Here is a 23,508-nt window from a genome sequence, read left to right as displayed (position 1 = left end):
GTTGAGTGCGCCCGGCCGGCGCGGCGGCCTCCTGCAGCGGCGACTCGGGCCGCGGCGACTCGGTCAGTGGCGGCGCGAGTGTGTCGGTGGCTGCGCGTAGGTTGGACCCACCCGGTCCGGGGCGGGGCGTGCCCACGGCGACGCGGAACTCAGGCCGGCCGGGTGCGGGCCGCCGTGGACGCGGGCGTGCGCAGGAGCGGGGGACGGTGAGTCGCCCGACCGGCCGGCGCGGCGGCCTCCGTCAGTGGCGACGCGAGTGTGTCGGTGGCCGCGCGTAGGTTGGACCCACCCGGTCCGGGGCGGGGCGTGCCCACGGCGCCGCGGACGCAGAGCTGGGCGTGTGTGCCCACTGCGACGCGCAAGTCAGGTCGGCCGGGTGCTGGCCGCCGCGAATGCGGGCGTGCGCAGGAGCGGGCAGCCGGGGTCAGCCGGCCGTGCGGCGACGGCGCCAGGCGAGGGCGGCGGCGACGGCAACGCCGGCGAGGACGATGCCGCCCGCGGCCGCGAGCACGCCACCGGGCAGGCCGTCGTCGGTGGGGGTGGGGGAGGTGGCGCCCTCGAGGCCGCCCGCCGACCGGGAGGTCGCCGCCACGTCGACGGTGACGGGGGAGGACGGCTCGGAGGTGAGGTCGTCGACGGACTGGGTGGCGACGACGACGTGGCGGCCGGCGGGCAGTGGGGCGTCCAGGTGGAGCGTCCACGCGCCGTCGGCTCCGGCCTCGGTAGTCAGCTCCGGAGCGTCCGCCACGTCGGCGGCGGCCTCGGCGACGCGCACGGAGACGGCGGCGCCAGGCGCGGCGGCGCCGCTGAGGGTGCCGGCGTCGGTGACGGAGACCCGGCCGCGCGGTGCCCGCACCACCGGAGCGCCCGGCGCGACGCCGACACCGGCGACGGTGACCGAGGCCGGGGCCGACGGCGAGGTGGTCCCCGCGCCCGGCTGCACCGCGGCCGCGTCGTCCGTCTCCTGGGTCAGGACGGCGTCGAACCGGCCGGCCGGGCGGGCGGAGTCGGCTCGCAGCGACCAGGTGCCGTCGGCGCCGACGGTGGTGCGGGCGAGCTCCTCGCCGCCGACGGTGAGGGCGACGACGGCGCCGGGCTGGCCGGTGCCCTCGAAGGCGAGCCGCCCGTCGGGGCTGACGTGGCCGGGTGCGGGCCAGCTCACGCCGAGCCCGGCCCGCTCCGCGACCTCGAACTCGCCCGTCGTCTCGGCGGAGGTGACGGGGTCGTCGCCGGTCGCGGGCCGCAGTGTGGTGCGCGCTGTGTACGAGTACGTGCCCGGCTCCAGCGCGGCGCCGACCGGCGCGGTCCACCGGCCGGTCACACCGACCTCGGCCTCCAGCTCCGGCCCGTCCTCGATCTCGACGGTGACGACGGCGCCCGCGGCGGCGTCGGCGGTGCCGGTGAACGTGGGCGTCGGCCCGGCGGCGGCGTCGTCGGCGGGCGCGGCGACCTGGGGCGCGCCGACCCGGACGCCGAGGTCCCAGTCCGCGCCGTAGAGCGCCTCGGCGTCGCTGAGGGCGTAGCCGACGCTGAGGTCGTCGCCGCCCGCGGCGGGGTCGCCGCCGGCGCAGGTGGGACCGGGCCAGGTGGAGCCGGAGCTCAGACCGAGCGCATACGTCCCGATGGTGACCGCGCCGCCGCTGTCGCCGGGCAGCACGCACGCGTCGAACAGGAAGCCGGTGACGTCCTGGCCGCTCACCGGCACGGTCGTCCGCGCGTCGAGGATGTGCCCGCAGTTCCAGCCGGACGCGCCGCCGGCCGCGCACACCGGCGCACCGGCCAGGGCTCCGACGGAGTCGTGGACGGCGAGGGCGGAATCGGCGTCCGGGCCCCAGCCGGCCACCTCGGGCCGCACGTCGCCGTCGACGGAGATGAGGGCGGCGTCGTGGCCGTCGCCGAACGTGATGCTGTCCTCGACGTAGTCGCCGAGCGGGTCGCCGATCAGGCCGGGCCAGTCGCGCGGCTCGACCGTGGACAGCGGCGCGTCCGGCGGCACCGCGTCGATGCCGGTGGTGAACGGGCCGTCGGCGCCGGCGCCGCAGTGGCCGGCGGTCAGCAGGCGGGGTGCGCCGTCGGGGCCGGAGCCGGTGAACGCGGCGGAGCAGTGGTAGTCGGCCAGCGGAGCGCGGACGGCGACGCCGGTGCCGCCGACCTGCTCGCCGGACTGCGCGGACAGCCGCACCTGGCGGACCGGCTCGCCGCGCACGCCCGCGCCGACGGCGACGACGCGCTCGGCCGCGCGGTCGATGTAGGCGAGCTTGTCCTGGGCGCGGGCCGCGGCGAGGGCGTCGGCCAGGACGTCGCCGACCTGCACCTCCGCGCCGGCGTTGCGGGCCGCGATGGTGGCGCCGCGGTCGGTGACGGCGACGTGCAGCGTCTGGCCGTCCAGCCAGGCCGAGCGGACGGTGTCGCCGAGCGAGTCGACGACCCGGCCGGCCTGCCGCGCGGCCGCCGCCGTCGCCAGGTACTCCTCGGGTGACTGGCCGAGGTCGCGCCGGATCGCCTCGGCCAGCCCGGCCGGCAGCTCGGCGGCCCGGTCGGCGAAGTCGGCGGCGTCGTAGACGCGCATCCGGACGTCGGGCGCGGCCGGCGTGGTGTCGACCTCGAGCGCCGCGGCGGGACCCGCCGTGGCCAGCACGCCGCCGGCGACGACGAAGGCGGCGGCGACGCCGAGCAACCGGCGGCCGAGCGACGTTGCATGCACCGGCGTCCCGCTTCCCCTCTGACCGAAGTCCCCCGAACCGGATGTACCGGTCGAATCGCTGATCAGCGGCCCGGACCGGCCGCTTCGCCGACCGAGGCTACCCAATGGCGCGGCCGACCCAACCGTTGATGTGTCAAGAATCACCCGTACGGGCGATCCGCCATCGTCCAGGAGTTACATCACGCGCTAATATAAGCCCGTTATGGATTCCATGGAGCTCGCGTCCGCCCTGGAGCGGCTGGTCCGGCTGTTCCGCCAGCTCACCACCGCGGGCGACCTGTCGCTGACGGCCGCCGCCACCCTCGCGACGCTGGAGCGCACCGGCCCGCGCCGGCTCACCGAACTGGCCGTCCAGGAGGGCGTCACCCAGCCGGCGATGACCCAGCTCGTCGCCCGCCTGCACGACGCGGGGCTGGTCGAACGCAGCGCCGACCCCGCCGACGGCCGGGTCGTCCGGGTCGGGCTCGCCGACGCCGGCCGTGCGGCGCTCGCGGCCCGCCGCGAGGCCCGCGCCGACCGGCTGGCCGCCCTGCTGGCCACGCTCGACCCGGCCACCCGAGCCGCCCTCGAGGCCGCCGTCCCCGCCATCGACGCCCTGACGGCGAGCGTCCCCACCCGCGCCCCCGACCGCACCGGAGCCACCGCATGACCGGCACCGCACCCGCCACCAGCCCGTTCCGTCAGCCCAAGGCCGTCTACGCCGTCGCGTTCGCCTGTGTCGTGTCGTTCATGGGCATCGGCCTGGTCGACCCGATCCTGCCGGCCATCTCCAGCGAGCTGGACGCCACGCCGAGCCAGGTGACGCTGCTGTTCACCAGTTACCTCGTGGTCACGGCGGTGGCGATGCTGGTGACGAACTGGGTGTCCAGCCGCATCGGCGCGAAGAAGACGCTGATCGCCGGCCTCGCGCTCATCGTCGTGTTCGCGGCACTGGCCGGGGCGTCGGACAGCATCGGTGGCATCGTCGGGTTCCGGGCCGGCTGGGGCGTCGGCAATGCGCTGTTCATCGCGACGTCGCTGGCGGTCATCGTGGCGTCGGCCAGCGGCGGGTTCGTCGGGGCCATCGTGCTGTACGAGTCGGCGCTCGGCCTGGGCATCGCCGTCGGCCCGTTGCTGGGCGGCGTGCTCGGCGAGATCAGCTGGCGCGGCCCGTTCTTCGGCGTCGCGGCGCTGATGAGCATCGCGCTGATCGCCACCGCCGTCCTCGTCGAGCCGCAGCCGCTGCCGGCCAGGAGGACCGGCCTGCTCGAGCCGCTGCGGGCGCTGCGGCACCGCGGCCTGCTGGTGATGTCGCTGACGGCGCTCTGTTACAACTGGGCGTTCTTCACCGTGCTGGGCTACGCGCCGTTCCCGATGGGGCTGGGCGCGATCGAGCTGGGCCTGGTGTTCACCGGCTGGGGCCTGCTGGTGGCGATCTTCTCGGTGGCCGGCGCGCCCTGGCTGCAGCGACGGCTCGGCATCGCCCGCACCCTGTACGCGAACCTCGCCTGCTTCGCCGTCGTCGTGCTGGTCATCGCGATCTGGACCGACCACGTGCCGGTGCTGGTGACGGCGGTCGTCGTGGCCGGTGTGTTCATCGGCATCAACAACACGGTGACGACGCAGGCGGTGATGACGGTGTCACCGGTGGACCGGCCGGTGGCGTCGGCGGCGTACGGCTTCGTCCGGTTCATCGGCGGCGGGCTGGCGCCGTTCGCCGCGGGCAAGCTGGTCGAGGCGACGAACGTGCACGTGCCGTTCTACCTGGCCGCCGGCGTGCTGGTGCTGGGCATCGCGATCCTGACGACGGCGCGCGACGCGCTCGCGGCCGCGGAGCGCGTGCAGGCCGGCGAGACGGCTCCGGCGGCGGCGCCGCGGCTGGAGACGGTCGGCCCCGAGCCGTCCGAGGGCGACGGCGTCATCGTCGCGGCCGTGGCCGGGACGGACGGCGCCGAGGTCGCCCGGGTGGCCGCTCGGCTGGCGACCCTGAACGGACGCACCGTCGACGTGCTGCACGCGCAGGAGTCGGCGGTCGCTGGCGACAGCGTCGCCGAGACCGAGGACGACGCGGCCGCGCGGGCCGCCGTCCGGCAGCGGCTGGACGAGGTCGCCGCGCTCGGCGTCCCCGCGGTGGGGCACGTGCTGCGCGGCGTCGCCGGGCACGGTTCGGTCGGACGGCTGATCGCCGAGCACGCCGGTCAGGTCGGCGCGCGGGCCATCGTCATCGGCACGCCGAGCCACGGCGGGCTGGCCGCGTTGATGGAGGCCAGCGCCAGTCAGGAGCTGTGGCGGCACGCCCGCTGCACCATCGTGATCGTCAACGACGACTCACGGGTGTGACGGCGCCGGCTCCTGACCCTCGAGCTCGAAGGTGAGCTCGTCGGCGTAGCAGTACCACCAGTCCTCGCCCGGCTCGAACGACCGGATGATCGGGTGGCCGGGATGTTCGTTCGCGTGCGCCGTGGCGTGCTTGCCCGGCGAGCTGTTGCAGCAGCCCACGTGCCCGCAGGCCATGCACATGCGCAGGTGCACCCAGCGGCCGCCGACGCGCAGGCACTCTTCGCAGCCGGTGCCGGACGGCGTCACCTCGGCGACGGTGTCCAGGTGCGTGCAGGTCCTCATGGCGGTCATGCTCTCACGGCGGCGAGCCCGGCCAGCCCGGCGCCGGCCAGCTCGGCCCGGACGACGGAGAGCGCGAACTCGCGTCCGGCGCGGTCGCCGGACGGGTCGAGCAGCTCGGCCGCGAACTCGGTGAGATCGCCCAGCGCGCGGACCGCCCGGTAGTAGGCCAGCCGATCCGCGTCGACGTCGACGGGGCCGTAGCCGGCCGCGAACCAGCCCAGCTCGCGCTCGCCGACCGGCGCGTACCCCGGCAACCCGCCGACGACGAACATCAGGTCGCGCTCGGGCGGGGCCAGCGTCGCGTCGTCCCAGTCGATCAGCCAGACGTCGGCGCCGGCGTCGGCGCCGAGTGTGTCGGGGCCGGGTGTGTCGGCGGCGGGTGTGTCGGGGCTGGGTGTGTTGGCGGCGGGTGTGTCGGGGCTGGGTGTGTTGGCGGCGGGTGTGTCGGGGCTGGGTGTGTCGGTGTCGGGTGTGTCGGTGTCGGGTGTGTCGGGGCTGGGTGCGTCGGTGTCGGGTGTGTCGGGGCCGGGTGCGTCGGCGGCGGGTGCGTCGGGGCTGGGTGCGTCGGCGGCGGGTGTGTCGGCGGCGAGTGTGTCGGTGCCCGCCCGTAGGGTGGGCCCCACCCGGGCCGGGAGGGGTCCACCTACCACGGCTCGAGACGACCGGAGCAGCACGTTGCCCAGGTGGCAGTCGGTGTGACAGACCACCGCGCGGGCCGCACGGTCGCGGTCGCGAAGCCGGGCGCCCAGCACGGCCGCCCGTGCCGTCAGCGCGCCGAGCAGCTCCGCGCCGTCGCGCCACGCCGCGGCCAGCTCGCGGACGAGGTCGTCGCCGCCCTCGGCCGGCCCCCGCGTGAGGTCGTCGCCACCCGCGGCCCGCCCGCGGGTGAGGTCGCCGCCGGCCAGCCGCGCGGTCACGTCCGCCGTCGCCGTGAGTACCGCGTCGGGCCGGTGCTCCTCGACCGGCAGCTGCCGCGCGACGGCGTCGTCCGGGGGCACCGCGTGCACGCGCGCGAGCAGCGCGCCGAACGCCGTCCACTGATCCGGAGTCAGGCCGGCGTCGACCGCGCGCGCGTCGCCCACCCAGGGCTGCACCGACAGCCGCCGCCCGCCGCGCTCGGACCACAGCGCGCCATCCAGCGTCCGGACCGGCGCCGGGACGCCGCCGACGCCCAGCTCGGCCAGCCGCGACGGCAGCAGCAGCCCGGCCACCGAGCCGCCGCCGGTCCACTTGACCGCGTAGAACGCGCTGCCCGCCCGCACCATCCAGACCGACGCCGCCGCGTCGGCGCCGTGCCCGATCGGCGTCACCTCACCGGCCACGACACCGAAGTCGGCCCGCAGCCAGTCGCACAGCTCGTCGAGTCTCACCCGGCCGTCACCGTGGGCTCGTGCCGTACCGGCATCCGCACCGACGACGCGAGGAAGCACAGCTCGTGCGCCCGCTCGTGCAGCGCCACCGCCCGCTCCACCATCGACGCGTCGGCGACGGTGACGACGGGGCGCAGCACGACCTCGGTGATCGCGCCGCCGCCGTCCGGCGTCAGCTCCAGGGTGCCGCCGGCGGTGTCCTCGTAGGCGGTGACGACCACGCCGGCCACCGCGCACAGGTGCAGGTACTGCAGCAGATGACACTCCGAGAGCGCCGCGACGAACAGCAGCTCCGGGTTCCAGCGGTCCGCCTCGCCGCGGAACGCCGGGTCCGAGCTGGCCGCCAGCACCGGCCGGCCGTCGGCGGCGATGTCGTGCGCGCGGGAGTAGCCGCGGTACGACGCGGTGCCGTCGCCGAGGTTCCCGGTCCAGCGGACCGTCGTCGAGTACTGGTGCCTCGTCATGGTGCTCCTCCGTGGGGTGGCTACGCTGCGAGCATGACAGGCTCCCGTGTGGTCGCCGTCGGCCACCACCAGCCCGAGCGCGTGCTCACCAACGCCGAGCTGGCCACCATGGTCGACACCAGCGACGAGTGGATCCGTTCCCGCGTCGGCATCGAGTCCCGCCGCATCGCCGCCGACGACGAGACCGTCGACGCCATGGCCGCGAACGCCGCCGCGAAGGCGCTGGCCAACGCCGGTCTCGCGGCCACCGACATCGACTACCTCGTGGTCGCCACGTGCACCGCCATCGACCGGTCGCCGAACATGGCCGCCCGGGTCGCGGCGCGGCTGGGCATGACGACGCCGGCCGCCATCGACGTCAACACCGCCTGCTCCGGGTTCACCCACGCGCTGGCGACCGCCGACCACGCGATCCGCGCGGGCGCGGCGTCGAAGGCGCTGGTGATCGGGTCGGAGAAGCTGACCGACTTCACCGACTGGACCGACCGCTCCACCTGCGTGCTGGTCGGCGACGGCGCGGGCGCGGTCGTGCTGGTGGCCGCGGACGAGCCGGAGGTCGGGCCGGTGACGTGGGGCTCGGTGCCGGAGATGGCCAACGCGGTGCGCATCGAGGGCCGTCCCGGCACGTTCGGTCAGGAGGGCCAGGCGGTGTTCCGCTGGGCCACCACCGAGCTGCCGCGTATCGCTCGTCAGGTGTGCGAGCGCAGCGGCGTCGCGCCCGAGGACCTCGGCGGCGTCGTGCTGCACCAGGCCAACCTGCGCATCATCGAACCGCTGGCCAAGCGCCTGGGCGCCGTGAACGCCGTCGTCGCCCGCGACGTCGTCGAGTCCGGCAACACGTCGGCGGCGAGCATCCCTATCGCGCTGTCGAAGCTGGTCGAGCGGCGCGAGCTGCCGGTCGGCGCGCCGGTGCTGTTGTTCGGGTTCGGTGGCGGACTGTCCTACGCGGGGATGGTCATCCGCTGTCCGTGACCGGCCGGTCCAGCCGGTAGACGTAGTGCAGCGGGTCGTCGACGGGGTTGTCGGGCTCCATCGGCCCTTCGGCGACCCGGCGGAACCCGGCCCGCTCCAGTGCCCGCCAGGACCGCTCGTTCGCGGCGACGACGGCGACCAGCAGCGCGGGCACGTCGGGCTGCGTCCGCCACGTGTCGTCGACGACGGCGCGGATGACCGCCGTGCCGACGCCGCGGCCGACGCGGCCGGGGTCGCCGACGAGGTAGTCGATGGTGGCCGCGCCCTCGGGGACGTCGGTGAGCGCGGCGAACTCGTCGCGGTACTCGGCGAAGTCGGCCAGCCGCGACCGCTGCACCAGCCCGATCGGCTCGCCGTCGTCGAGCGCCAGCAGGTCCTCGCCCGGCTCGGTGCCGTCGGCGGTGCCGCCGAAGTCGCGCTCGAGATCGTCGGGGCCGGTGTCGTGGTTCCACCACCGCGCGACGTACGGCTGCTCGAGCCAGCGGCCCAGCAGCGGGAGGTCGGCCCGGGTGACCGGCCGGAACGTGAGTGTCACGAGCGCAACCAGACCGTCGACCAGGCGTCGTCGGCGCACCGGTCGCGCAGCGCGGCGAGCGACCGGAGCATGGTGTCGCGGTCGTCGCCCGGCCCGACCGCCGCCAGCAGGTCGTCGGTGCCGGCCCGCAGGTCGCGCGCGACGGCCCGGGCCAGCCGGCGCCCGGCCGCCGTGACCTCGATGCGGTTCGACCGCCGGTCGAGATCGTCGACGCGGCGGAACAGCAGCGCCCGCCGTTCGAGGTCGTCGAGGTCGGCGACGATGCGGTTGCGGTCGTAGCCGATGGCGCCGACGATCTCGCGTTGCGTGCGGCCCGGCGGCTCGGCGGCGGCCCGCAGGACGGCGCACTGCCAGGAGGTCATGCCATGGCGCCGCGCGACGGAGGACTCCATCGCGGCGAGCGCTTTGGCGAGTGGAAGCACCAGGCCGGCGAGGTCTTGGCCGGCCGTGCGCGTAACGGCCATCGCCCCAGCGTAGAGGAGGGGTCGGAGAGATGACCTGACCTGCGGGTCCGCCTCAGAACTGCTCGCCGGGCCGCACCGTCGACCCCGTGACGCGCAGCCCGTACTGGTCGATGACGTGACACGCGTGGTTCTTCTCGTCCGCGTGCGTGCGCGCGGCGTTCTCGGCGGTCGAGTAGCGGGAGAAGTCGCGGCTGGTCCACGGGCAGTCGGGACAGTGAGCACGATAACGAGCGGCGTCCACGCACCAAGACGTTAGCGGCGGCGGCGCGACCTCGCGCGCGGAACGGCTCAATGGGTGAGACGACGTTTTCGTTCCGAACGTCTCAGGGCGCCGGGACGCCGGCGAACCGCACCCGCCGCGGGCGCACCGGCCGTGGCCGTTCGCGTGACTGTGAGACACATGGCATTGAATTGCCGCTATTCGCCCCCTTACGATCTGACGGTGCCGCCGAACGAGATCGATCCGCCGACCCTGGAGGCGGCGGGCGATCGCCTCGTCGCGGTCGCCCCCGACGCCGACTACGCGCAGCCCGACGTCTACGGGCCCGACCTCTCCGCCATGCGCAACGACGAGTCGGTCACCGAGGCCCGGGTCAAGGCCGTCCAGGTGCTCCAGGTGCTGCACAGCCGCGCCGACCACCAGGGCCGGCTCGATCTGGCCGCCTACGACGAATACAAGGACATCTGACGCCGTGTTCGCGAAACCCGACCCGTTCGAGCACGACGCCGACGTCTGGGACGAGCAGGCGACGGGGTTCGACAAGGCCGCCGAGGCCGCCCAGGCCATCGCCGACGAGACCGCCACCGCGGCCACCGAGGCGGTCTGGAAGGGGCCGATGCCCTCCGAGCGCCTCGGCCGCATGCAGCAGCAGGCGAAGGACGCCGCGCAGATGGCCGACAACCTGGCCCAGATGGCGTCCGCCTGCCGGACCATCCGCGACGAGGCCGAGACCGCGACGACCGCCATCGACGAGCTGCGCCGCGAGTGGGACGACGGCTCGCTGTTCGAGCGCTTCGGGTCCGAGGGCGAGGCCGACGACATCCGCGGCCAGTTCGCCGAGCGGACCTCCGGCGCGCGCGGCGACCTCGAACTCCTCGCCCAGTCGATGCAGCCGATCATCAACGCCGGAGATCCGCTCGACTACCTGTTCAGCCCCATCCAGGTGCCCGGCGCGCCCGACCTCGGCGAGCAGATCGACCACGACGCCGCCATGGACTACTTCGAGACCGGCAAGCTGATCGACCCGGTGCAGGTCCAGGCGATCGAGGACACCATCACCGGGGTGTCCGACGGCGAGGACCCGCCGTCGAACTGGGACGAGTGGGCGGTGACCAACGGCTATTCCGCCGACGAGGTCCAGGCGGCCCTCGACAACCTCGACGACGAGGAGCGCGCCGCACTCAACCAGTGGCTGGGCGACAACAAGGGCGACCCCGACAACGAGCAGCCCGATCCCGGCCAGCCGTCGCTCGGCCTCAGCTCGTTCCTCATGCGCAACATGAGCGCCGAGCAGGTCCAGGAGTTCCACAACGAGGTCCCGAACCTCGAGCCGACGCTGCACGGCGACGCCGACGGCTGGGTCGACGGCGACGTCGACATGACCGCCGACACCGACTTCACCAACGGCGGCAACGGCTTCACCGACATCGACCAGGGCGGCATCGGCGACTGCGCCACGCTGACGTCCATCGCCGCCGCCCAGGCCGCCGACCCGACGTTCCTGGACCGCCACATCCAGGAGAACCCGAACGGCACCTACACCGTCACGGTGTACGACGAGAACGGCAGCCCCGTGCAGGTCACGGTCAACGGCTTCGTCCCGGCCGACGGCGGCAACCCGGCCTACAACGGCGACGAGCTCGACGGCGAGATCACCTGGGCGTCCATCTACGAGAAGGCCATGGCGCAGTACCAGGGCGGCAACTACGTCGAGATCGACGGCGCCTACACCCCGGACCGGCTGGAGACGACCATCGGCACCGGCAGCGACAAGACCGACCTGCCGTTGCCGTTCTTCCTCCCGCCCGAGCTCCAGGTCCAGCAGATGCAGGAGGCGTTCGAGGACGGCAAGCCGATCGTCCTCGGCGGTGGCGGCCACGCCTACTCCGTCGTCGGGTTCGACGACGACGGCAACGTTCTGGTGATGAACCCCTGGGGCGGTGAGGGTAGCGTCGTCGCGATGACGCCCGAGCAGTTCAACTCCGGCCAGTTCCCCGAGCCGGCCGACGACTGGCCCGAGTTCACCTACGTGGCGGTGACGAAATGAGCGCACGACAGCGCGAGGGCGGCGGGCTCGCCACGGTGGCCGTCGACCTCGTCGACCCGCCGGCCGACGACCCCACCGTGCACACGCGCACGGCCAAGGCGCGCGTCGTCGCCGGTGCCCCCGCGGGGACGAACCTCTCGATCATCCACATCGCGGCGCCGGTCAGCCAGCGTCCGTCCATCCAGGTCGGTTCCGCGCCCGACCGCGAGACCGCGCCGTGGGCGCACCTCACCACGTCGGGGCTGTGGAAGGACGTCACCGTCGGCGGCGGGCGCGCCACGCTCACCTACCGGCTGGCCTGGAGCCCGACGCCGAAGCGGTCGCTGCAGCGCGACACCAAGGTCGCCGTCGTCTACACCGACGACGTCGCGGTCGGCGACACCGTCACGCACGGGCCGCTGAGCTACGAGGTGCTGGGCATCACCGACACCGGCGACGTCGCCACCAGCCACGTCGACCTCGCGGTCCGCTTCGACCCGTCGGTCCCGCTCACCGAGGACACGCCCTGACCACCGTTCGCGGACGGACGCTCGCGGCGGCCGCCGCGGCGGTGCTCGCGCTCGGTCTCGGCGGCTGCGGCGACGACGCGGGCGACACCGGCGCGTCCGCGAGCCCGACGCTGGGCGAGGGCGAGATCCCCGACGGGGAGCCGACCGAGCCGACGGTCGCGATCGACCTGTGCGAGCCCGACGTCGAGGGCGACACCATCGGCGACCGGTCCGACTTCGCGCTGGTCGCCTGCGACGCGCCGCCCGGCAGCAACCTCTCCATCGTCCACGTCACCCCGCCCGCCGGCCAGGACGTCGCCGTCCAGGTCCGCTCCGCCGCCGGCGACGCGACGCCGCGGGTCACCCTGCAGGCGACCGGCCTCTGGCCCGACGTCGGCACCGGCGTCACCGTCATCGACGGCGACACCGCGACGTTCGAGTACACGCTGTTCTGGTACGCCGAGGGCGCCACCACCGAGACCCGGGTCGAGCGCGACTTCGCCGACGAGGTCGCCGCCGGCGACACCGTCACCCACGGCCCCCTCACCTACGAGGTCCTGGGCGTCACCGACACCGGCGACCCGCGGACCAGCCACCTCGACCTCGCCGTCACGTTCGACCCCGCGGTCGCCCTCGACTGACGCCGGCCGGGCCGCGCTGAGGCCCGCCGATCGCGACGCGACGTTCTCGCGCGAGGCGCCGTGGCCGCCACCCGGTTCTCGCCTGCCGTTCGCCGTCTCGTCACCGCGCATCCCTTGCGGAATCAGATTCCGCCTGCAATCCTCATCCGGAACATTGTTCCGTCCGAGGATGAGCAGAGGAACCGATGACTCACGACAGGACCACCCCGCGGGGCGACGCCGGCGTCGTCTCCGAACGGGTCCGTGCTCAGCTCCCGTCGCTGCCCACTGCCGAGGCGCGCGTGGTCAACGCCCTCCTGGCCAGCGGATCCGAGGCCATCCACCTGACGGTCTCGGACGTGGCGGAGTCCGCGGGCGTCGGCGTCGGCACCGTGGTGCGGGCGTGCAAGTCCGTGGGCTTCAAGGGCTTCCAGGACGCCAAGATCGCGCTCGCCCAGGACCGCATCCAGGTGGGAACGCCGGTGCAGGAGGGCGTGGACGCCTCCGACGCGCCCGGTGCGATCCTGCGCAAGCTCGCCGCCTCGACGGACGACGCGCTGCGCACCGCGCCCGGCACCGTCGACGCCGAGGCGCTCGAGCGTGCCGTCCAGCTTCTGGACGGGGCGCGGCGGATCCTGTTCCTCGCTGTGGGCACGAGCGCGCCGCTGGCGCAGGACGCCTCGTACCGGCTGGTCACGATCGGATTCGACTCGGCCGCCCCCGTCGACGTCCACACCCAGCACGTGCAGTCCCGGCTGCTGCGCCCGGCCGACGTCGCCGTCGTCGTCTCGCACACCGGGTCGACCACCGAGACCATCGCCGCCGCTCGGGCGGCACGCGAGGCCGGCGCCTCCGTCATCGCGATCACCAGCTTCTCCACCAGCCCGCTGACCGAACTGGCGACCGTCTCGCTGGTCGCCGGCAGCCGCGAGACGGAGTTCCGGGTCGAGGCGATGACCAGCCGGTTCGTCCACCTGCTCATCCTCGACGGCTTGTACGTGTCGCTCTACCTCAGGAACGCCGAACGCTCGAAGGCCGCCCAAGCGCTGATGGCGGACGCGCTCGCCGAACACCGCTTCTGACTGGCACCACCTCTCAGCTGGAGGAGACCATGAACACGACTCGCACCCGCGCCGCGGTGACCGCCGGCCTTCTGGTGGCGACGGCCGGGCTGTCGTCCTGCTCGGCGGCCGACGGCACGAGCTCGTCGGCGGAGACCTGCGGCTACGCCTTCGTCATGCAGGACCCGATGACCGGCAGCACCGCCGAGCAGACCATCAAGCGCGGGCTCGACCGCGCGGCGGAGGAACTGGGCGTCGAGATCGACGTCACCGACGGCACCGGCATCGCCGGCGTCGCGGACAACCTGCGAGCGGCGGCGGCCAAGGGCTGCTACGACGCCATCGGCGTCCCGTTCTTCGCCAACGGCGACGCCGTCACCCAGGTGGCGGCCGAGTATCCCGACCAGGCCTTCTACATCGCCGGTGGCATCGCCAGCGGCCCGAACGTCACCTCGTTCAACGCGGCGAACGAGGAGGGCACCTACGTCGCCGGAGCCATGGCGGCGGCCATGACCGAGTCGGGGACGATCGGTGTCATCATCGGCGACGAGTCGCCCACCCTGCTCCGCTACAGCGACGGCTTCGCCGCGGGCGCGGCGAGCGTCGACCCGTCCGTCGAGGTCATCACCACCGCCGTCGGGTCGTTCACCGACCCCGCGAAGGCCGGCTCCATCGCGACCAGCCAGGCCTCGGCGGGCGCCGACGTCATCTACAGCGCCGCCGGCTCGAACCTGCAGGTCTACGCGCTCGGCGCGGAGAAGGACTACCGCACGATCGCCTCCGACCTCACCGACTGGGCCACCGTCAAGGACACCCAGCCGGCGCTGGCCTTCATCGCCGCGCCGACCGAGGACAACCTCAACTTCGCCATCATCGCCGCGTACGCCGAGGGCTCGGTCCCGGGCGGCGAGACCCGTGAGCTGGGGCTGAAGGACGACATCTTCGAGATCCCCTACGTCACCGGCCCGGCCAGCGACGACTTCGAGCTGCCGGCGGAGGTGGTCGAGGCGGGGACCACTGCCTACGACCACATCCTGTCCGGCGGCTCGGCCGGCTGATGACGGCCCACACCGCGGGCCCGCCCGTCCACGTCCGCGCCATTGGCCTGGCCAAGTCGTTCGGCCCGGTGCGCGCCCTGCGGCGGGCCGACCTGACCGTGACCGCCGGGCGCATCTCGGCGCTGGTCGGCGAGAACGGCGCGGGCAAGAGCACGCTCATGCAGCTGATCTCGGGCGACCTCGGCCCGGACGCGGGTGCGCTCGAGGTCGGCGTCCGGGTCGGCCTGGTGCGCCAGCAGCTGTCCACCGTCGACGAGCTCTCGCTGCTGGAGAACATCGTGTTCGGCGCCGAGGACGCGGCCGGGACCGGTGCGTGGCCGCGCCGGCTGCTCGGCGGCATCAGCTGGAGCGCCCACAAGGAGAGCGTCCGCGACCTGATGGCCCGCACCGGCATCGTCGTGCCGCTGGCCAAGCCCGCCGCCGAGGTCCCGGTCGGTGTCCGCCAGCGCGTCGACATCCTCTCGGCGCTCTATCGAGGAGCCCGCTGCCTGTTGCTCGACGAGCCCACCACCTACCTGACGCCGCGCGAGGTCGACAACCTGTTCGAGGTCATGCGCGATCTCGCCGCGGGCGGCATGAGCGTCGTGTTCATCAGCCACCGGCTGCGCGAGGTGGTGCAGCACTGCGACGAGGTCAACGTGCTGCGCCGGGGCGAGAGCGTGCTCCACCTCCCGGTGGCGCCGTTCGAGCTCGGGCGGATCGGCCGGGCCATGACGGGCGGCGACGACGCGGCCGGTGGCGAGGTGGCCGGCGCCGTCCGGCCGGCCGGCGCCCCACCGGGCGCGCCGGTGCTCGACGTCGGCGGACGGCTGAGCGTGCGGGCCGGCGAGATCGTCGGCATCGCCGGGGTCTCCGGCAACGGCCAGAACGAACTGCTCGACACCATCGCCGGTCTGGAGCGCACCGCGGCTCACCTGCCCCTGACGATCGACGGGCGGGACGTGTCGACGTGGTCGACGCGCGCCCGCCGCGCCGCGGGCCTGCGCTTCATCCCGGAGAGCGTCAAGGAAGCCGGCTCGGCGCCCACCGCCAGCATCACCGACAACGTCATCTCCGCCGTCCCGCCGCCCACGGTGCGCGGCCGCCTCGGCCTGCTGCGCCGGGCCAGGGCCGACCGCCTCGCGCGGTCGCTGGTGGAGCGTGCCCGGGTGGTGGCGAGCAGCACCCGCCAGCCCGCGAGCGAGCTCAGCGGCGGCAACCTCCAGCGGGTCGCGGTCGCACGCGAGCTCGGCGACGGCGCTCGCATCCTGCTGGCGCACGAGCCGACCCGAGGAGTCGACTTCGCCGGTGTCGCGCTCATCCACGCCCAGCTGCGGGAGTTCACCGGCCGGGGCGGCGCCGTGCTCCTGGTCACCTCCGACGTGGACGAACTGCTCGCGCTCAGCGACCGGGTGCACGTCATCGACCGCGGCCGGCTCGGCCCCGGGTACGAGCGGGACCAGCTGACCCTGGGGCGTCTCGGCGAGCTCCTCGGCGGCCTCGGCCACGACGTCGCGGCGGCGCGGCACGAGGAGGTCTCATGACCGGCGCACGACGAGCCCTGACGATCGTCCTGGTCGCGGCGCTCGGGCTGGCGGTCGTCGCCGTCCTGCTCGCGGCGCTGCAGGGCGTCGACCAGGTGGCGCCCGGCTTCGCGTCGTTCTTCGCCGGCATCGGCGGGACCGACACCGCGCTGGCCTCGACCGCCCGGACCATGACGCCGATCCTGCTGATCGCGGTGTCGGCCAGCGTCTCGATCAGGGCCGGCCTGTTCGACGTCGGGCAGGTGGGGCAGTACGTCATCGGCGGCCTCGCCGCGGCCACCGCGGGCACGATGCTGCCCGGCCCGGGCGTCGTCGTCGCGGTCGCGTCCCTGCTCATCGGCGCGCTGGCCGGCGGGGCCTGGGCCTGCGCGATCGGAGGGCTGGCCGCGGCCACGCGGGTCCAGCTGGTCGTGCTGACCCTGATCGCCAACTACTTCGCCGACGGCCTGGCCCGCTTCATCACCCGGACCACGCTGCAGGATCCGGACGCGCACAGCATTGTCGCGACCCGCATGATCGCGCAGGACGCGTGGCTCCCGGTGCTCGTGCCGCGGACGTCGCTGCACCTCGGCTTCGTCATCGCCATCGTCGTCACGGTCGTCGTCTGGGCGATCGTCCGGTACACCGTCGCCGGGCACCGCCTCACGATGTACGGCCGGAACCCGAAGTTCGCGACGCTCTCCGGAGTCGACTCGCGTCGCTACCCGCTGACCGTGCTGCTCGGCAGCGGATCCATCACCGGCCTCGCCGGCGCCATCGAGGTCTTCGGCGTCTACCACCGCTTCCAGGACGGGACCCTCGGCGGGCCGAGCTCCGTCGCGTGGACCGGCCTGACGGCGGCCATCCTGATCCCGAGCGGCCTGCTGATCATGCTCCCGGCCGCGCTCTTCCTCGCCGCGCTCACCACCGGCCTGGCCGGTGTCCAGCGCGACATCGGGATCACCGCGGGGATGGGCACCCTCGTCCAGGGCGTGCTGATCGTCATCGCCGCCGTCGCGCTCACCAGGCAGGCGCCGCGCGCACGCGGCGGCACGGACCGACCGGCGCCCGCACCGCCACCGTCACCCGAACCGGCGATGAGTACGGCCAAGGGGGAATCCTGATGGGCTTCTGGTTCGGCACCGACCTCTGGCAGCTCACCCTTCAGGCCACGGCCGCGCTGCTGTTCGTCTCGTTCGGCGTCTACCTGCCGATGCGCGCGGGCGTGCTCGTGCTCGGCGCCGAGGGCGCGATGCTGTTCGGCTGCTTCGGCGCCATCGCGGCCCAGGAACTGACCGGCGGTGGCGCACCGGCCGGGCTGCTCGGCGCCGTCGCCGCCTCCACCTGCGCCAGCGCGCTGTTCGCCGCCGTCGCGATCAGCGGCGGGGTCAACCCGATCGTCACCGGCATCGCGCTGAACTTCATCGCTGTGGGCGGCACCTCGGTGCTGACGGCCGTGCTGTTCGCCGGCGAGGGCACCATCGTCACCCCCTCACTGGAGCCGTTGCCGCGCATCGAGCTGCCACTCGTCGCGTCGGTGCCATGGCTCGGCGACGTGGTCAGCGGGCAGACCATCGTGCTCTACGCCGCCGTGCTCACCACCCCGCTGCTCACGCTGTGGCTGCACCGCACCCGCGGCGGGCTGACGACTCGCGTGGTCGGCAGCGCGCCCGACGTCGCCGTGGCCGCCGGGCGTTCACCGGCGCGCACGCAATGGCTCGCCCTGGTGGTCGGCGGCGCGTTCGTCGGGCTCGGCGGCGCCCAGCTGGCCCTGGCCTCCGCGGCGCAGTTCTCGCCGGGCATGACCAACGCCCGCGGCTTCATCGCGCTGGCGCTGGTGCTGATCGCCGCTCAGCGGCCCTGGCTGCTGCTGCCGCTGGCCATCACGTTCGCCTACTTCGACACCCTCGGCTTCAACCTGCAGAACATCGGCCTGCCGACAGAGCTGTCCGGGGTGCTGCCGTACGTCGCCATCATCGCCATGCTGGCCGTCCCCAGCGTCGCTCGCCGGTTCCGGCCGGACGCCGCGGCCGAGGCCGGGGAGAGCCGGGTGGTGGCGTGACGGCGGGTTCGACGCTGCCTCCTCGTCCGCCCGAGGTCAGGGTCAGGCTGCTCGCCACCAACGACCTGCTGGCCTCAGTGGCGCCGCTGCCCGCCGGACACGGGCGCTCGGGCACCGTCGACGGCGTCGTCGGCCTGCTCGAGCAGGAGAGCCGCCGGGGCCCGACCCTCTGGCTGGACTCGGGCGACTTCACCGGCGGCCCGCTCTGGTCGCTGACCGGACGGCGGGACTGGGCGCTGCTCGCCGACCTGCCGATCGGCGCCGCCGCGGCCGGCAACCACGAGTTCGACGAGGGGACCGCCGCGGCTCGGGCCGGTGCCGACGCGCTCGCGTTCCCGCTGCTGTGTGCGAACGCCGCCGCCGGCCTGGCGCCGGCCCGGCTGATCGGCACGGCCGCCGGTGCCGTCGGCGTGATCGGTCTGACCCACCCGCACGTGCATCGCCTCGCGCCCGGCCCGGAGCCGGTGGGTGATCCGGCCGATGTCGTCCGGGCCCATGCGACGTGGTTGCGGGCGGCCGGCGCGGACTGGATCGTCGTCCTGCAGCACGACGGGGTCGAGTGGTGGCCGGAGGCGCCGCGGGCGGGCGTCCGCAGCAGCCGGTGGCTCGACGACCTCCGGGGCTGGAGCACTCACGCCGACGCCGTCCTCGGCGGGCACACGCTCGGCCGCTGGGCCGGCCGGCTCGGCTCCACGGTCGTCGGCCACGCCCATCCGTTCGCGGAATCCGTGCTCGTCGTCGACCTCACCACGTCGGGCGCGGTGCCGGCCGGCTTCGCCGCCGTCGCGCCCGCGGCGCCCGGCTCGCACGTCCGGCGCGGCGCCGCCGAACGCCTGGCCGCGGCGGCCGCCGAACGCGTCGGCACCAACCCCGCCGCGCTGACCAGCGTGCCGGGCGCCGGCGGCTACCTGCCGTCGGCGGTGGCCGACGCCTTCCGGACGTCCGCCGGCGCGGACGCCGCGTTCGTCCCGCCGCACGCGTTCTTCACCCAGGCGCCCGTCGACGGCGCCGTCGCGGCCCTCGCGGCGGGCCCCGTCAGCGAGCTCGACCTCCACCGCCTGTTCCCGTTCCCTGACGACTCGGTGATCGTCGCCGGCATCGAGGCCGGCGAGCTGGGCCGGCTGAGACGGGCCCACGACGAGCGCACCGATCCACGGACGCCCGGCAACGACCACCTGTGGTGGAACTGGAGCCGCGCGCCGGCCGGAGTCAGCGACCCGAAGGAGAACCCGCACACCGTGGCCCTGCTCGAACACGTACGCCCCCTGGCCGAGTCGTGGCTCGGCCGTCCGCTGACGGTCGAGGACCGGTTCAGTGCCCGCGACGCGATGCGGGGGTATTTCCGGTGATCGCCCCGCCACGACCACCGGCCGTCGTCGCCGTCGACTGGAACGGGACCATGGTCGACGACGCGGAGCGGGCCTGGCGAGCCACCCGTGCGGCGCTTGCGATCGTCGACCAGGAGGCGCTGACGCCCGCGACGGCGGACGCCTTCCGCGACGGCTTCCGGCTGCCGATGGACGCCTACTTCGCCGCCCTCGGCGTCCCCGCCGACGCCACCGGCCGCTGCGTCGACGAGTGGAACGCCGCGATGAGTGCGGCGCCCACCACCCTGGCCCCCGGCGCCCGGCACTTCCTCGGAGTCGCCGGGACCCTCGGCGTGCCCGTGGTGGTCGTCAGCGGCGCCGACGAGAGCGTGGTCCACGGCGACTGCCACGCCCAAGGGCTGACGGCCCTGATCAGCGAGGTCCACGGCAACGTGCACCCGAAACGGGAGGTCCTGCGCCGCTACCGGTCGAAGGGGCCGCTGCTGTACGTCGGCGACACCCGGTACGACGTCGCGGAGGGGCTCGGGGCCGGCGCGTGGACCGTCGGCGTCGACTTCGGCTATGGCAGCCGGTCCGACCTCGCCGACGCCCACACGATCGTCAGCGACCTGCGCGACGTCGCCCGGATGCTCGGCGGCGTCCCGTGACCGGCGTTCGTGCCGAGGTGGTGTGGCTGTCGAGCACCGTCCAGGACGAGCTGACCCTGCTCGGCCTGGCCTTCGTCCTGTGCGGGGCGATCGGCGTCGAGCGGCAGCTGTCGCAGAAGAGCGCCGGCGTGCGCACCCACCTGCTCGTCGGCATGGGCTCGGCCGGGTTCACCCTCGTCTCCGCGTACGGCTTCGCCGGGGTCGACACCGCGACGGCGATCATCGACCCGTCGCGCATCGCCGCCCAGATCGTCTCCGGCATCGGCTTCCTCGGCGCGGGCGTGATCTTCCTGCGCCGCGACGTCGTCCGCGGCCTGACCACGGCGGCGACCATCTGGCTGACCGCGGCCGTCGGCATGGCGTGCGGCGCCGGGCTGGTCCTGCTGGCCGTGTCGATGACCGTCCTGCACGTCGCGGCGGTGACGGTCGTCGCGCCGCTCACCCACCGCCTGCGCGGCTCGGCCGAGCGCACCACGCTCACCGTCCGCTACCTCGACGGACGGGGAGTGCTGCGCGGCATCCTGACGGTGGCCGCCGACATGGGCTACCAGACCACGATCCGGTCGACGGAGCAGATCCGCCCCGAGGGCCGGCCGGAGGTGGTGGCCCGCATGCAGTTCCGCGGACGACCGCCGTTGCAGCTGCTCGTCGCGGAGCTCTCCGAGCTCGCCGGGGTCGAGCGTGTCGCCGTCGCCCACGAATCCGAATGATCAGGAGAGGAACCATGACCCAGTACCACCTGAAGCTCCGAGAAGGCGACGTCGCGCCGTACGTGCTGCTGCCGGGCGACCCCGGGCGCGTGCCGCTCATCGCGGCCACGTGGGACACCGCCGAGGAGGTCGCCGCCAACCGCGAGTACGTCACCTACACCGGGACCTACCAGGGCGTGCCGATCAGTTGCACGTCCACCGGCATCGGCGCTCCGTCGACGTCGATCGCGATGGAGGAGCTCGCGCGCTGCGGCGCCCGGACCTTCCTCCGAGTCGGCACCTGCGGCACGTTCCAGGACCACGTCGCGAACGGCGACATCGCGATCTTCGACGCCGCCATGCGCCTCGACGGCGCGTCGCGCGCCTACGCGCCCGTCGAGTACCCCGCGGTCGCCCACCACGAGGTCGTCCAGGCGGCGATCACGGCGGCACGAAGCCTCGGCCTCCCGCATCACGTCGGCATCACCCGCAGCGCCGACACCTTCTACGCCAGCCACCCGCGCCCGGGGTCGTCGTTCAACGACTTCCACCAGAGCTGGTGGGCCGGTCAGTTCGACGACCTGCACCAGCTGAACGTCCTGGCCGGCGAGATGGAGGCCAGCATCGTCCTCGTCCTGGCCCGCGCGTGGCGGCTGCGCGCCGGCGGTCTCGCCGTGGTGATGGACAACATCCGCCACGTGTCGGGCGAGTCCGGGGTGTTCGACCCGCAGACCCAGCTGGACCACGGCCAGGAGCACATCGAGCGCCTCGCCCGGCTGGCCAACCAGACGGTGGTCGCGCTGCACGAGCACGACACGCGTACCTGACCGTCCCCGCCCCGGGACGTCGATGATCGAGATGGCCCTTGACCTGCTGGTGCCCGCGGTAGGATTCGAACCCACGGCATTCGTGCTCGCGCCGTCTGAGGTGTTGGTTGCGGTCGGGAACGCTGCTGACCAGCGCCTCTCGAGGTGTGCTGCGATGGCTGTCGATGGAAACCATCGGACGTATTGTGGTCGTAGTTGATCAAGCCTCACCGACGGCGGAACCGCAGCCTCCGCTCGGCTCCGCGCCGCATCCAGGGGCTTACCGACGATGAACATCGTGATCAGGCCGCGGAGACCGACGGCTGGTAGGCCAGCTCGTCCGCATGGACGAGCCTGCATGGGCTAGCGAGCCGGCCTCGCTGTAGCCCACCGAAGCAGGCGAGGCGGCGTCCATGGATGCAGCTGGGTTCGGTGGGCAGGGGACTACAAGCTGTCCGTTGGCTCTGACCGGGCTGGATGCGGCCACGGGCGGCGACCGTGAGGGAATACCTCCGCCTTGACAGGGCGATCCAGGCAACCCGCGGACCAGCGCCGCCGTCGCGATTGCCGCTCTGACCAACGCAATCGCAGACGGTGGTTGTTGGTTGATGTTGGTAGCGCCTGGACGTCTTGTCGACTCTCTGCGGACCGAGCAGCCACTGGTCGTGCGCGCCCGACGTAGGTTGATCCCCCTCGCGCGGACCTGGTAACGGATCTGGGCGAGTCGCGTGGACGATCTGGCGACCCGACGCCGAACGATGCTTGCCGGCGACGTGGAACTCGTCGCAGCTTGGGTTGCCCGGTGCGGAGAGCAGGTCGCTGTATCCGGGATCGGCGAGAGCATCGCTGAGCCTGCGACGCCCCGTTGCCCTCGCGGACGGCTGAGTCCTTGGGTGGCCGCGCGGCACGCTTCATGCCAGGTCGCGGTGGTGCCGATGATTGTCAGCCGAACAGATCGCCCGGGCGCACGCCGAGCGCGACGGCCAACTCGTCGAGCTGGCGGAGGTTGATGTTGCGGCCTCCTGCTTCGATGTGGCCGAGCATCGTGTGGTGCATGCTTGTCAGAGGTGCCAGCTCGTGCTGGGTGATGTCGCGCTCGACTCGGAGGCCGCGAAGGTGGATCCGAGGTTAGCTTTGATGTCGCGGTCCAGCCGCCGCCGGATGACTTCATGGTGGCGTCGCAGGATGTCGTCGCGGTTCCGCCGCGACTCCGTCGCCCGTAGCTCGTGGGGCGGGTCAGCCTCACGTAGCGGACCTGGTCGACGTAAAGGCGGTCGATGGTCCAGGGTTGGTGGAGATCGGCGAGGTAGACCGCCTGGCCGATCTCCCACACGGGGTGGTCGGTCATCTCGTCGCCGTCGTCGCCGTTGCTCATCGTTCGGGTTCCCCTTCAGCGTCGCTCTGCAGCGTCCGCGTCGAGCCGACGATCTTGATTCTGTAGTGATCTAGCAAGCAGGTGATGTGCTTGCAGTCGTCGCCGCAAGGGTGGACCGGCCAGCTGGTGCCCGTCTGGGCGGGTCCTCCGTGTTCATGTGCTGCGTCAGATGACGACTCACGAGCAAATCAGGTTGCCTGGCCCGGTATGGCTCCGCAGCGCTCACGCCGGGCCAGGCCACGCGGGCCCCTGGGGCAGGGGAACGCTCGTCTGGAGAGCGGTGTCCGGGGCCAGCGCTTGTGAGCAAGCTACGCGCGCCATGCAAGATAGTCAGGTTTTTGATATTAATATTTCGTACAATGAAACGACCTGGAGGCGCACCGTCTCGCCGTCGCCGACTTCTAGTAGACCGATGACGGGACGCTGCGGGTGGTGGTCCTGTCGCCGATCCGGTGAGCGCGTGTCAGTCGCACGGCTGGTCGGTGCGTAGAGCTC

The 23,508-nt window shown here is 73.6% G+C and carries 24 protein-coding genes; 16 read left to right on the top strand and 8 right to left on the bottom strand.

What is annotated here, in order from left to right; translation table 11 throughout:
- Positions 1–424: 424 nt before the first annotated feature.
- The gene (locus BLU82_RS35210) at positions 425–2,704 is read right to left on the bottom strand and encodes a hypothetical protein (RefSeq protein WP_157741184.1); all 2,280 of its coding nucleotides are present in this window, start codon (positions 2,702–2,704) and stop codon (positions 425–427) included.
- 202 nt (positions 2,705–2,906) lie between these two features.
- Between BLU82_RS35210 and BLU82_RS22075 the strand changes: the two genes are divergently transcribed.
- Both BLU82_RS22075 and BLU82_RS22070 read left to right on the top strand, forming a co-directional pair.
- On the top strand, positions 2,907–3,353 hold the full coding sequence (locus BLU82_RS22075) for a MarR family winged helix-turn-helix transcriptional regulator (protein WP_092623206.1): 447 nt from the start codon (positions 2,907–2,909) through the stop codon (positions 3,351–3,353).
- Complete coding sequence (locus BLU82_RS22070; RefSeq protein WP_092623205.1) at positions 3,350–5,023, top strand: MFS transporter; 1,674 nt, start codon at positions 3,350–3,352, stop codon at positions 5,021–5,023. The genes BLU82_RS22075 and BLU82_RS22070 overlap by 4 nt, the downstream gene beginning before the upstream one ends.
- Here BLU82_RS22070 and BLU82_RS22065 read toward each other — a convergent pair.
- From BLU82_RS22065 to BLU82_RS22055, 3 genes are read right to left on the bottom strand one after another with little or no spacing between them, the layout of a single operon-like run.
- Entirely contained in the window at positions 5,012–5,305 is a 294-nt protein-coding gene (locus tag BLU82_RS22065; protein WP_197682391.1) for a UBP-type zinc finger domain-containing protein, read from the bottom strand. The genes BLU82_RS22070 and BLU82_RS22065 overlap by 12 nt on opposite strands.
- A gap of 5 nt (positions 5,306–5,310) precedes the next feature.
- A complete protein-coding gene (locus BLU82_RS22060) occupies positions 5,311–6,675 on the bottom strand; it encodes a phosphotransferase (protein ID WP_092623203.1) in 1,365 nt (454 codons plus the stop codon).
- A complete protein-coding gene (locus BLU82_RS22055) occupies positions 6,672–7,139 on the bottom strand; it encodes an OsmC family protein (RefSeq protein WP_092623202.1) in 468 nt (155 codons plus the stop codon). The genes BLU82_RS22060 and BLU82_RS22055 overlap by 4 nt, the downstream gene beginning before the upstream one ends.
- A 33-nt stretch (positions 7,140–7,172) precedes the next feature.
- Here BLU82_RS22055 and BLU82_RS22050 point away from each other — a divergent pair, with 33 nt between their 5' ends.
- Positions 7,173–8,111, top strand: coding sequence for a beta-ketoacyl-ACP synthase III (locus tag BLU82_RS22050; protein ID WP_092623201.1), 939 nt, complete (start codon positions 7,173–7,175; stop codon positions 8,109–8,111).
- Here BLU82_RS22050 and BLU82_RS22045 read toward each other — a convergent pair.
- The 3 genes from BLU82_RS22045 to BLU82_RS22035 are packed head-to-tail and all read right to left on the bottom strand — an operon-like array spanning position 8,095 to position 9,351.
- Positions 8,095–8,646, bottom strand: coding sequence for a GNAT family N-acetyltransferase (locus tag BLU82_RS22045; RefSeq protein ID WP_092623200.1), 552 nt, complete (start codon positions 8,644–8,646; stop codon positions 8,095–8,097). The two genes, BLU82_RS22050 and BLU82_RS22045, sit on opposite strands and share 17 nt — an antisense overlap.
- The gene (locus BLU82_RS22040) at positions 8,643–9,110 is read right to left on the bottom strand and encodes a MarR family winged helix-turn-helix transcriptional regulator (protein ID WP_157741183.1); all 468 of its coding nucleotides are present in this window, start codon (positions 9,108–9,110) and stop codon (positions 8,643–8,645) included. The genes BLU82_RS22045 and BLU82_RS22040 overlap by 4 nt, the downstream gene beginning before the upstream one ends.
- 52 nt (positions 9,111–9,162) lie before the next feature.
- Positions 9,163–9,351 carry a hypothetical protein gene (locus BLU82_RS22035; protein ID WP_092623198.1) on the bottom strand — a complete coding sequence of 63 codons (189 nt, stop codon included), beginning with the start codon at positions 9,349–9,351 and terminating at the stop codon, positions 9,163–9,165.
- 201 nt (positions 9,352–9,552) lie between these two features.
- On the opposite strand from BLU82_RS22035, the gene BLU82_RS22030 reads away from it, so the two are divergent.
- The 13 genes from BLU82_RS22030 to BLU82_RS21970 all read left to right on the top strand — a co-directional run bounded on the left by BLU82_RS22030 (position 9,553) and on the right by BLU82_RS21970 (position 21,659).
- Positions 9,553–9,798, top strand: a complete 246-nt coding sequence (locus BLU82_RS22030; protein WP_092623197.1) for a hypothetical protein — start codon at positions 9,553–9,555, stop codon at positions 9,796–9,798.
- A gap of 4 nt (positions 9,799–9,802) precedes the next feature.
- Positions 9,803–11,377 carry a C2 family cysteine protease gene (locus BLU82_RS22025; protein ID WP_092623196.1) on the top strand — a complete coding sequence of 525 codons (1,575 nt, stop codon included), beginning with the start codon at positions 9,803–9,805 and terminating at the stop codon, positions 11,375–11,377.
- Positions 11,374–11,886: a hypothetical protein gene (locus tag BLU82_RS22020; protein WP_092623195.1), complete on the top strand. Its 513-nt coding sequence runs from the start codon at positions 11,374–11,376 to the stop codon at positions 11,884–11,886. Before BLU82_RS22025 ends, BLU82_RS22020 begins: the two co-directional genes overlap by 4 nt.
- A 41-nt stretch (positions 11,887–11,927) precedes the next feature.
- On the top strand, positions 11,928–12,506 hold the full coding sequence (locus BLU82_RS22015) for a hypothetical protein (RefSeq protein ID WP_092623194.1): 579 nt from the start codon (positions 11,928–11,930) through the stop codon (positions 12,504–12,506).
- A gap of 185 nt (positions 12,507–12,691) precedes the next feature.
- A complete protein-coding gene (locus BLU82_RS22010; RefSeq protein ID WP_092623193.1) occupies positions 12,692–13,567 on the top strand; it encodes a MurR/RpiR family transcriptional regulator in 876 nt (291 codons plus the stop codon).
- Positions 13,568–13,596: 29 nt separating this feature from the next.
- Entirely contained in the window at positions 13,597–14,604 is a 1,008-nt protein-coding gene (locus BLU82_RS22005) for a BMP family protein (protein WP_092623192.1), read from the top strand.
- Entirely contained in the window at positions 14,604–16,127 is a 1,524-nt protein-coding gene (locus BLU82_RS22000) for an ATP-binding cassette domain-containing protein (RefSeq protein WP_092623191.1), read from the top strand. The genes BLU82_RS22005 and BLU82_RS22000 overlap by 1 nt, the downstream gene beginning before the upstream one ends.
- Complete coding sequence (locus tag BLU82_RS21995; protein ID WP_092623190.1) at positions 16,124–17,230, top strand: ABC transporter permease; 1,107 nt, start codon at positions 16,124–16,126, stop codon at positions 17,228–17,230. Before BLU82_RS22000 ends, BLU82_RS21995 begins: the two co-directional genes overlap by 4 nt.
- A complete protein-coding gene (locus BLU82_RS21990) occupies positions 17,230–18,168 on the top strand; it encodes an ABC transporter permease (protein ID WP_092623189.1) in 939 nt (312 codons plus the stop codon). Before BLU82_RS21995 ends, BLU82_RS21990 begins: the two co-directional genes overlap by 1 nt.
- Positions 18,165–19,517, top strand: a complete 1,353-nt coding sequence (locus BLU82_RS21985; protein ID WP_157741182.1) for a metallophosphoesterase — start codon at positions 18,165–18,167, stop codon at positions 19,515–19,517. The genes BLU82_RS21990 and BLU82_RS21985 overlap by 4 nt, the downstream gene beginning before the upstream one ends.
- On the top strand, positions 19,514–20,143 hold the full coding sequence (locus tag BLU82_RS21980; RefSeq protein WP_092623187.1) for an HAD family hydrolase: 630 nt from the start codon (positions 19,514–19,516) through the stop codon (positions 20,141–20,143). The genes BLU82_RS21985 and BLU82_RS21980 overlap by 4 nt, the downstream gene beginning before the upstream one ends.
- Positions 20,140–20,853, top strand: a complete 714-nt coding sequence (locus BLU82_RS21975) for an MgtC/SapB family protein (protein ID WP_231947552.1) — start codon at positions 20,140–20,142, stop codon at positions 20,851–20,853. Before BLU82_RS21980 ends, BLU82_RS21975 begins: the two co-directional genes overlap by 4 nt.
- 14 nt (positions 20,854–20,867) lie before the next feature.
- A complete protein-coding gene (locus BLU82_RS21970; protein ID WP_197682390.1) occupies positions 20,868–21,659 on the top strand; it encodes a nucleoside phosphorylase in 792 nt (263 codons plus the stop codon).
- Between the two features lie 921 nt (positions 21,660–22,580).
- Here BLU82_RS21970 and BLU82_RS21965 read toward each other — a convergent pair.
- On the bottom strand, positions 22,581–22,760 hold the full coding sequence (locus tag BLU82_RS21965; protein ID WP_092623185.1) for a helix-turn-helix domain-containing protein: 180 nt from the start codon (positions 22,758–22,760) through the stop codon (positions 22,581–22,583).
- Positions 22,761–23,508: the final 748 nt, after the last annotated feature.

The organism is Jiangella sp. DSM 45060, assembly GCF_900105175.1.
Taxonomy (GTDB): Bacteria; Actinomycetota; Actinomycetes; order Jiangellales; family Jiangellaceae; genus Jiangella.
This window is presented reverse-complemented; position numbering and strand designations above follow the sequence as displayed.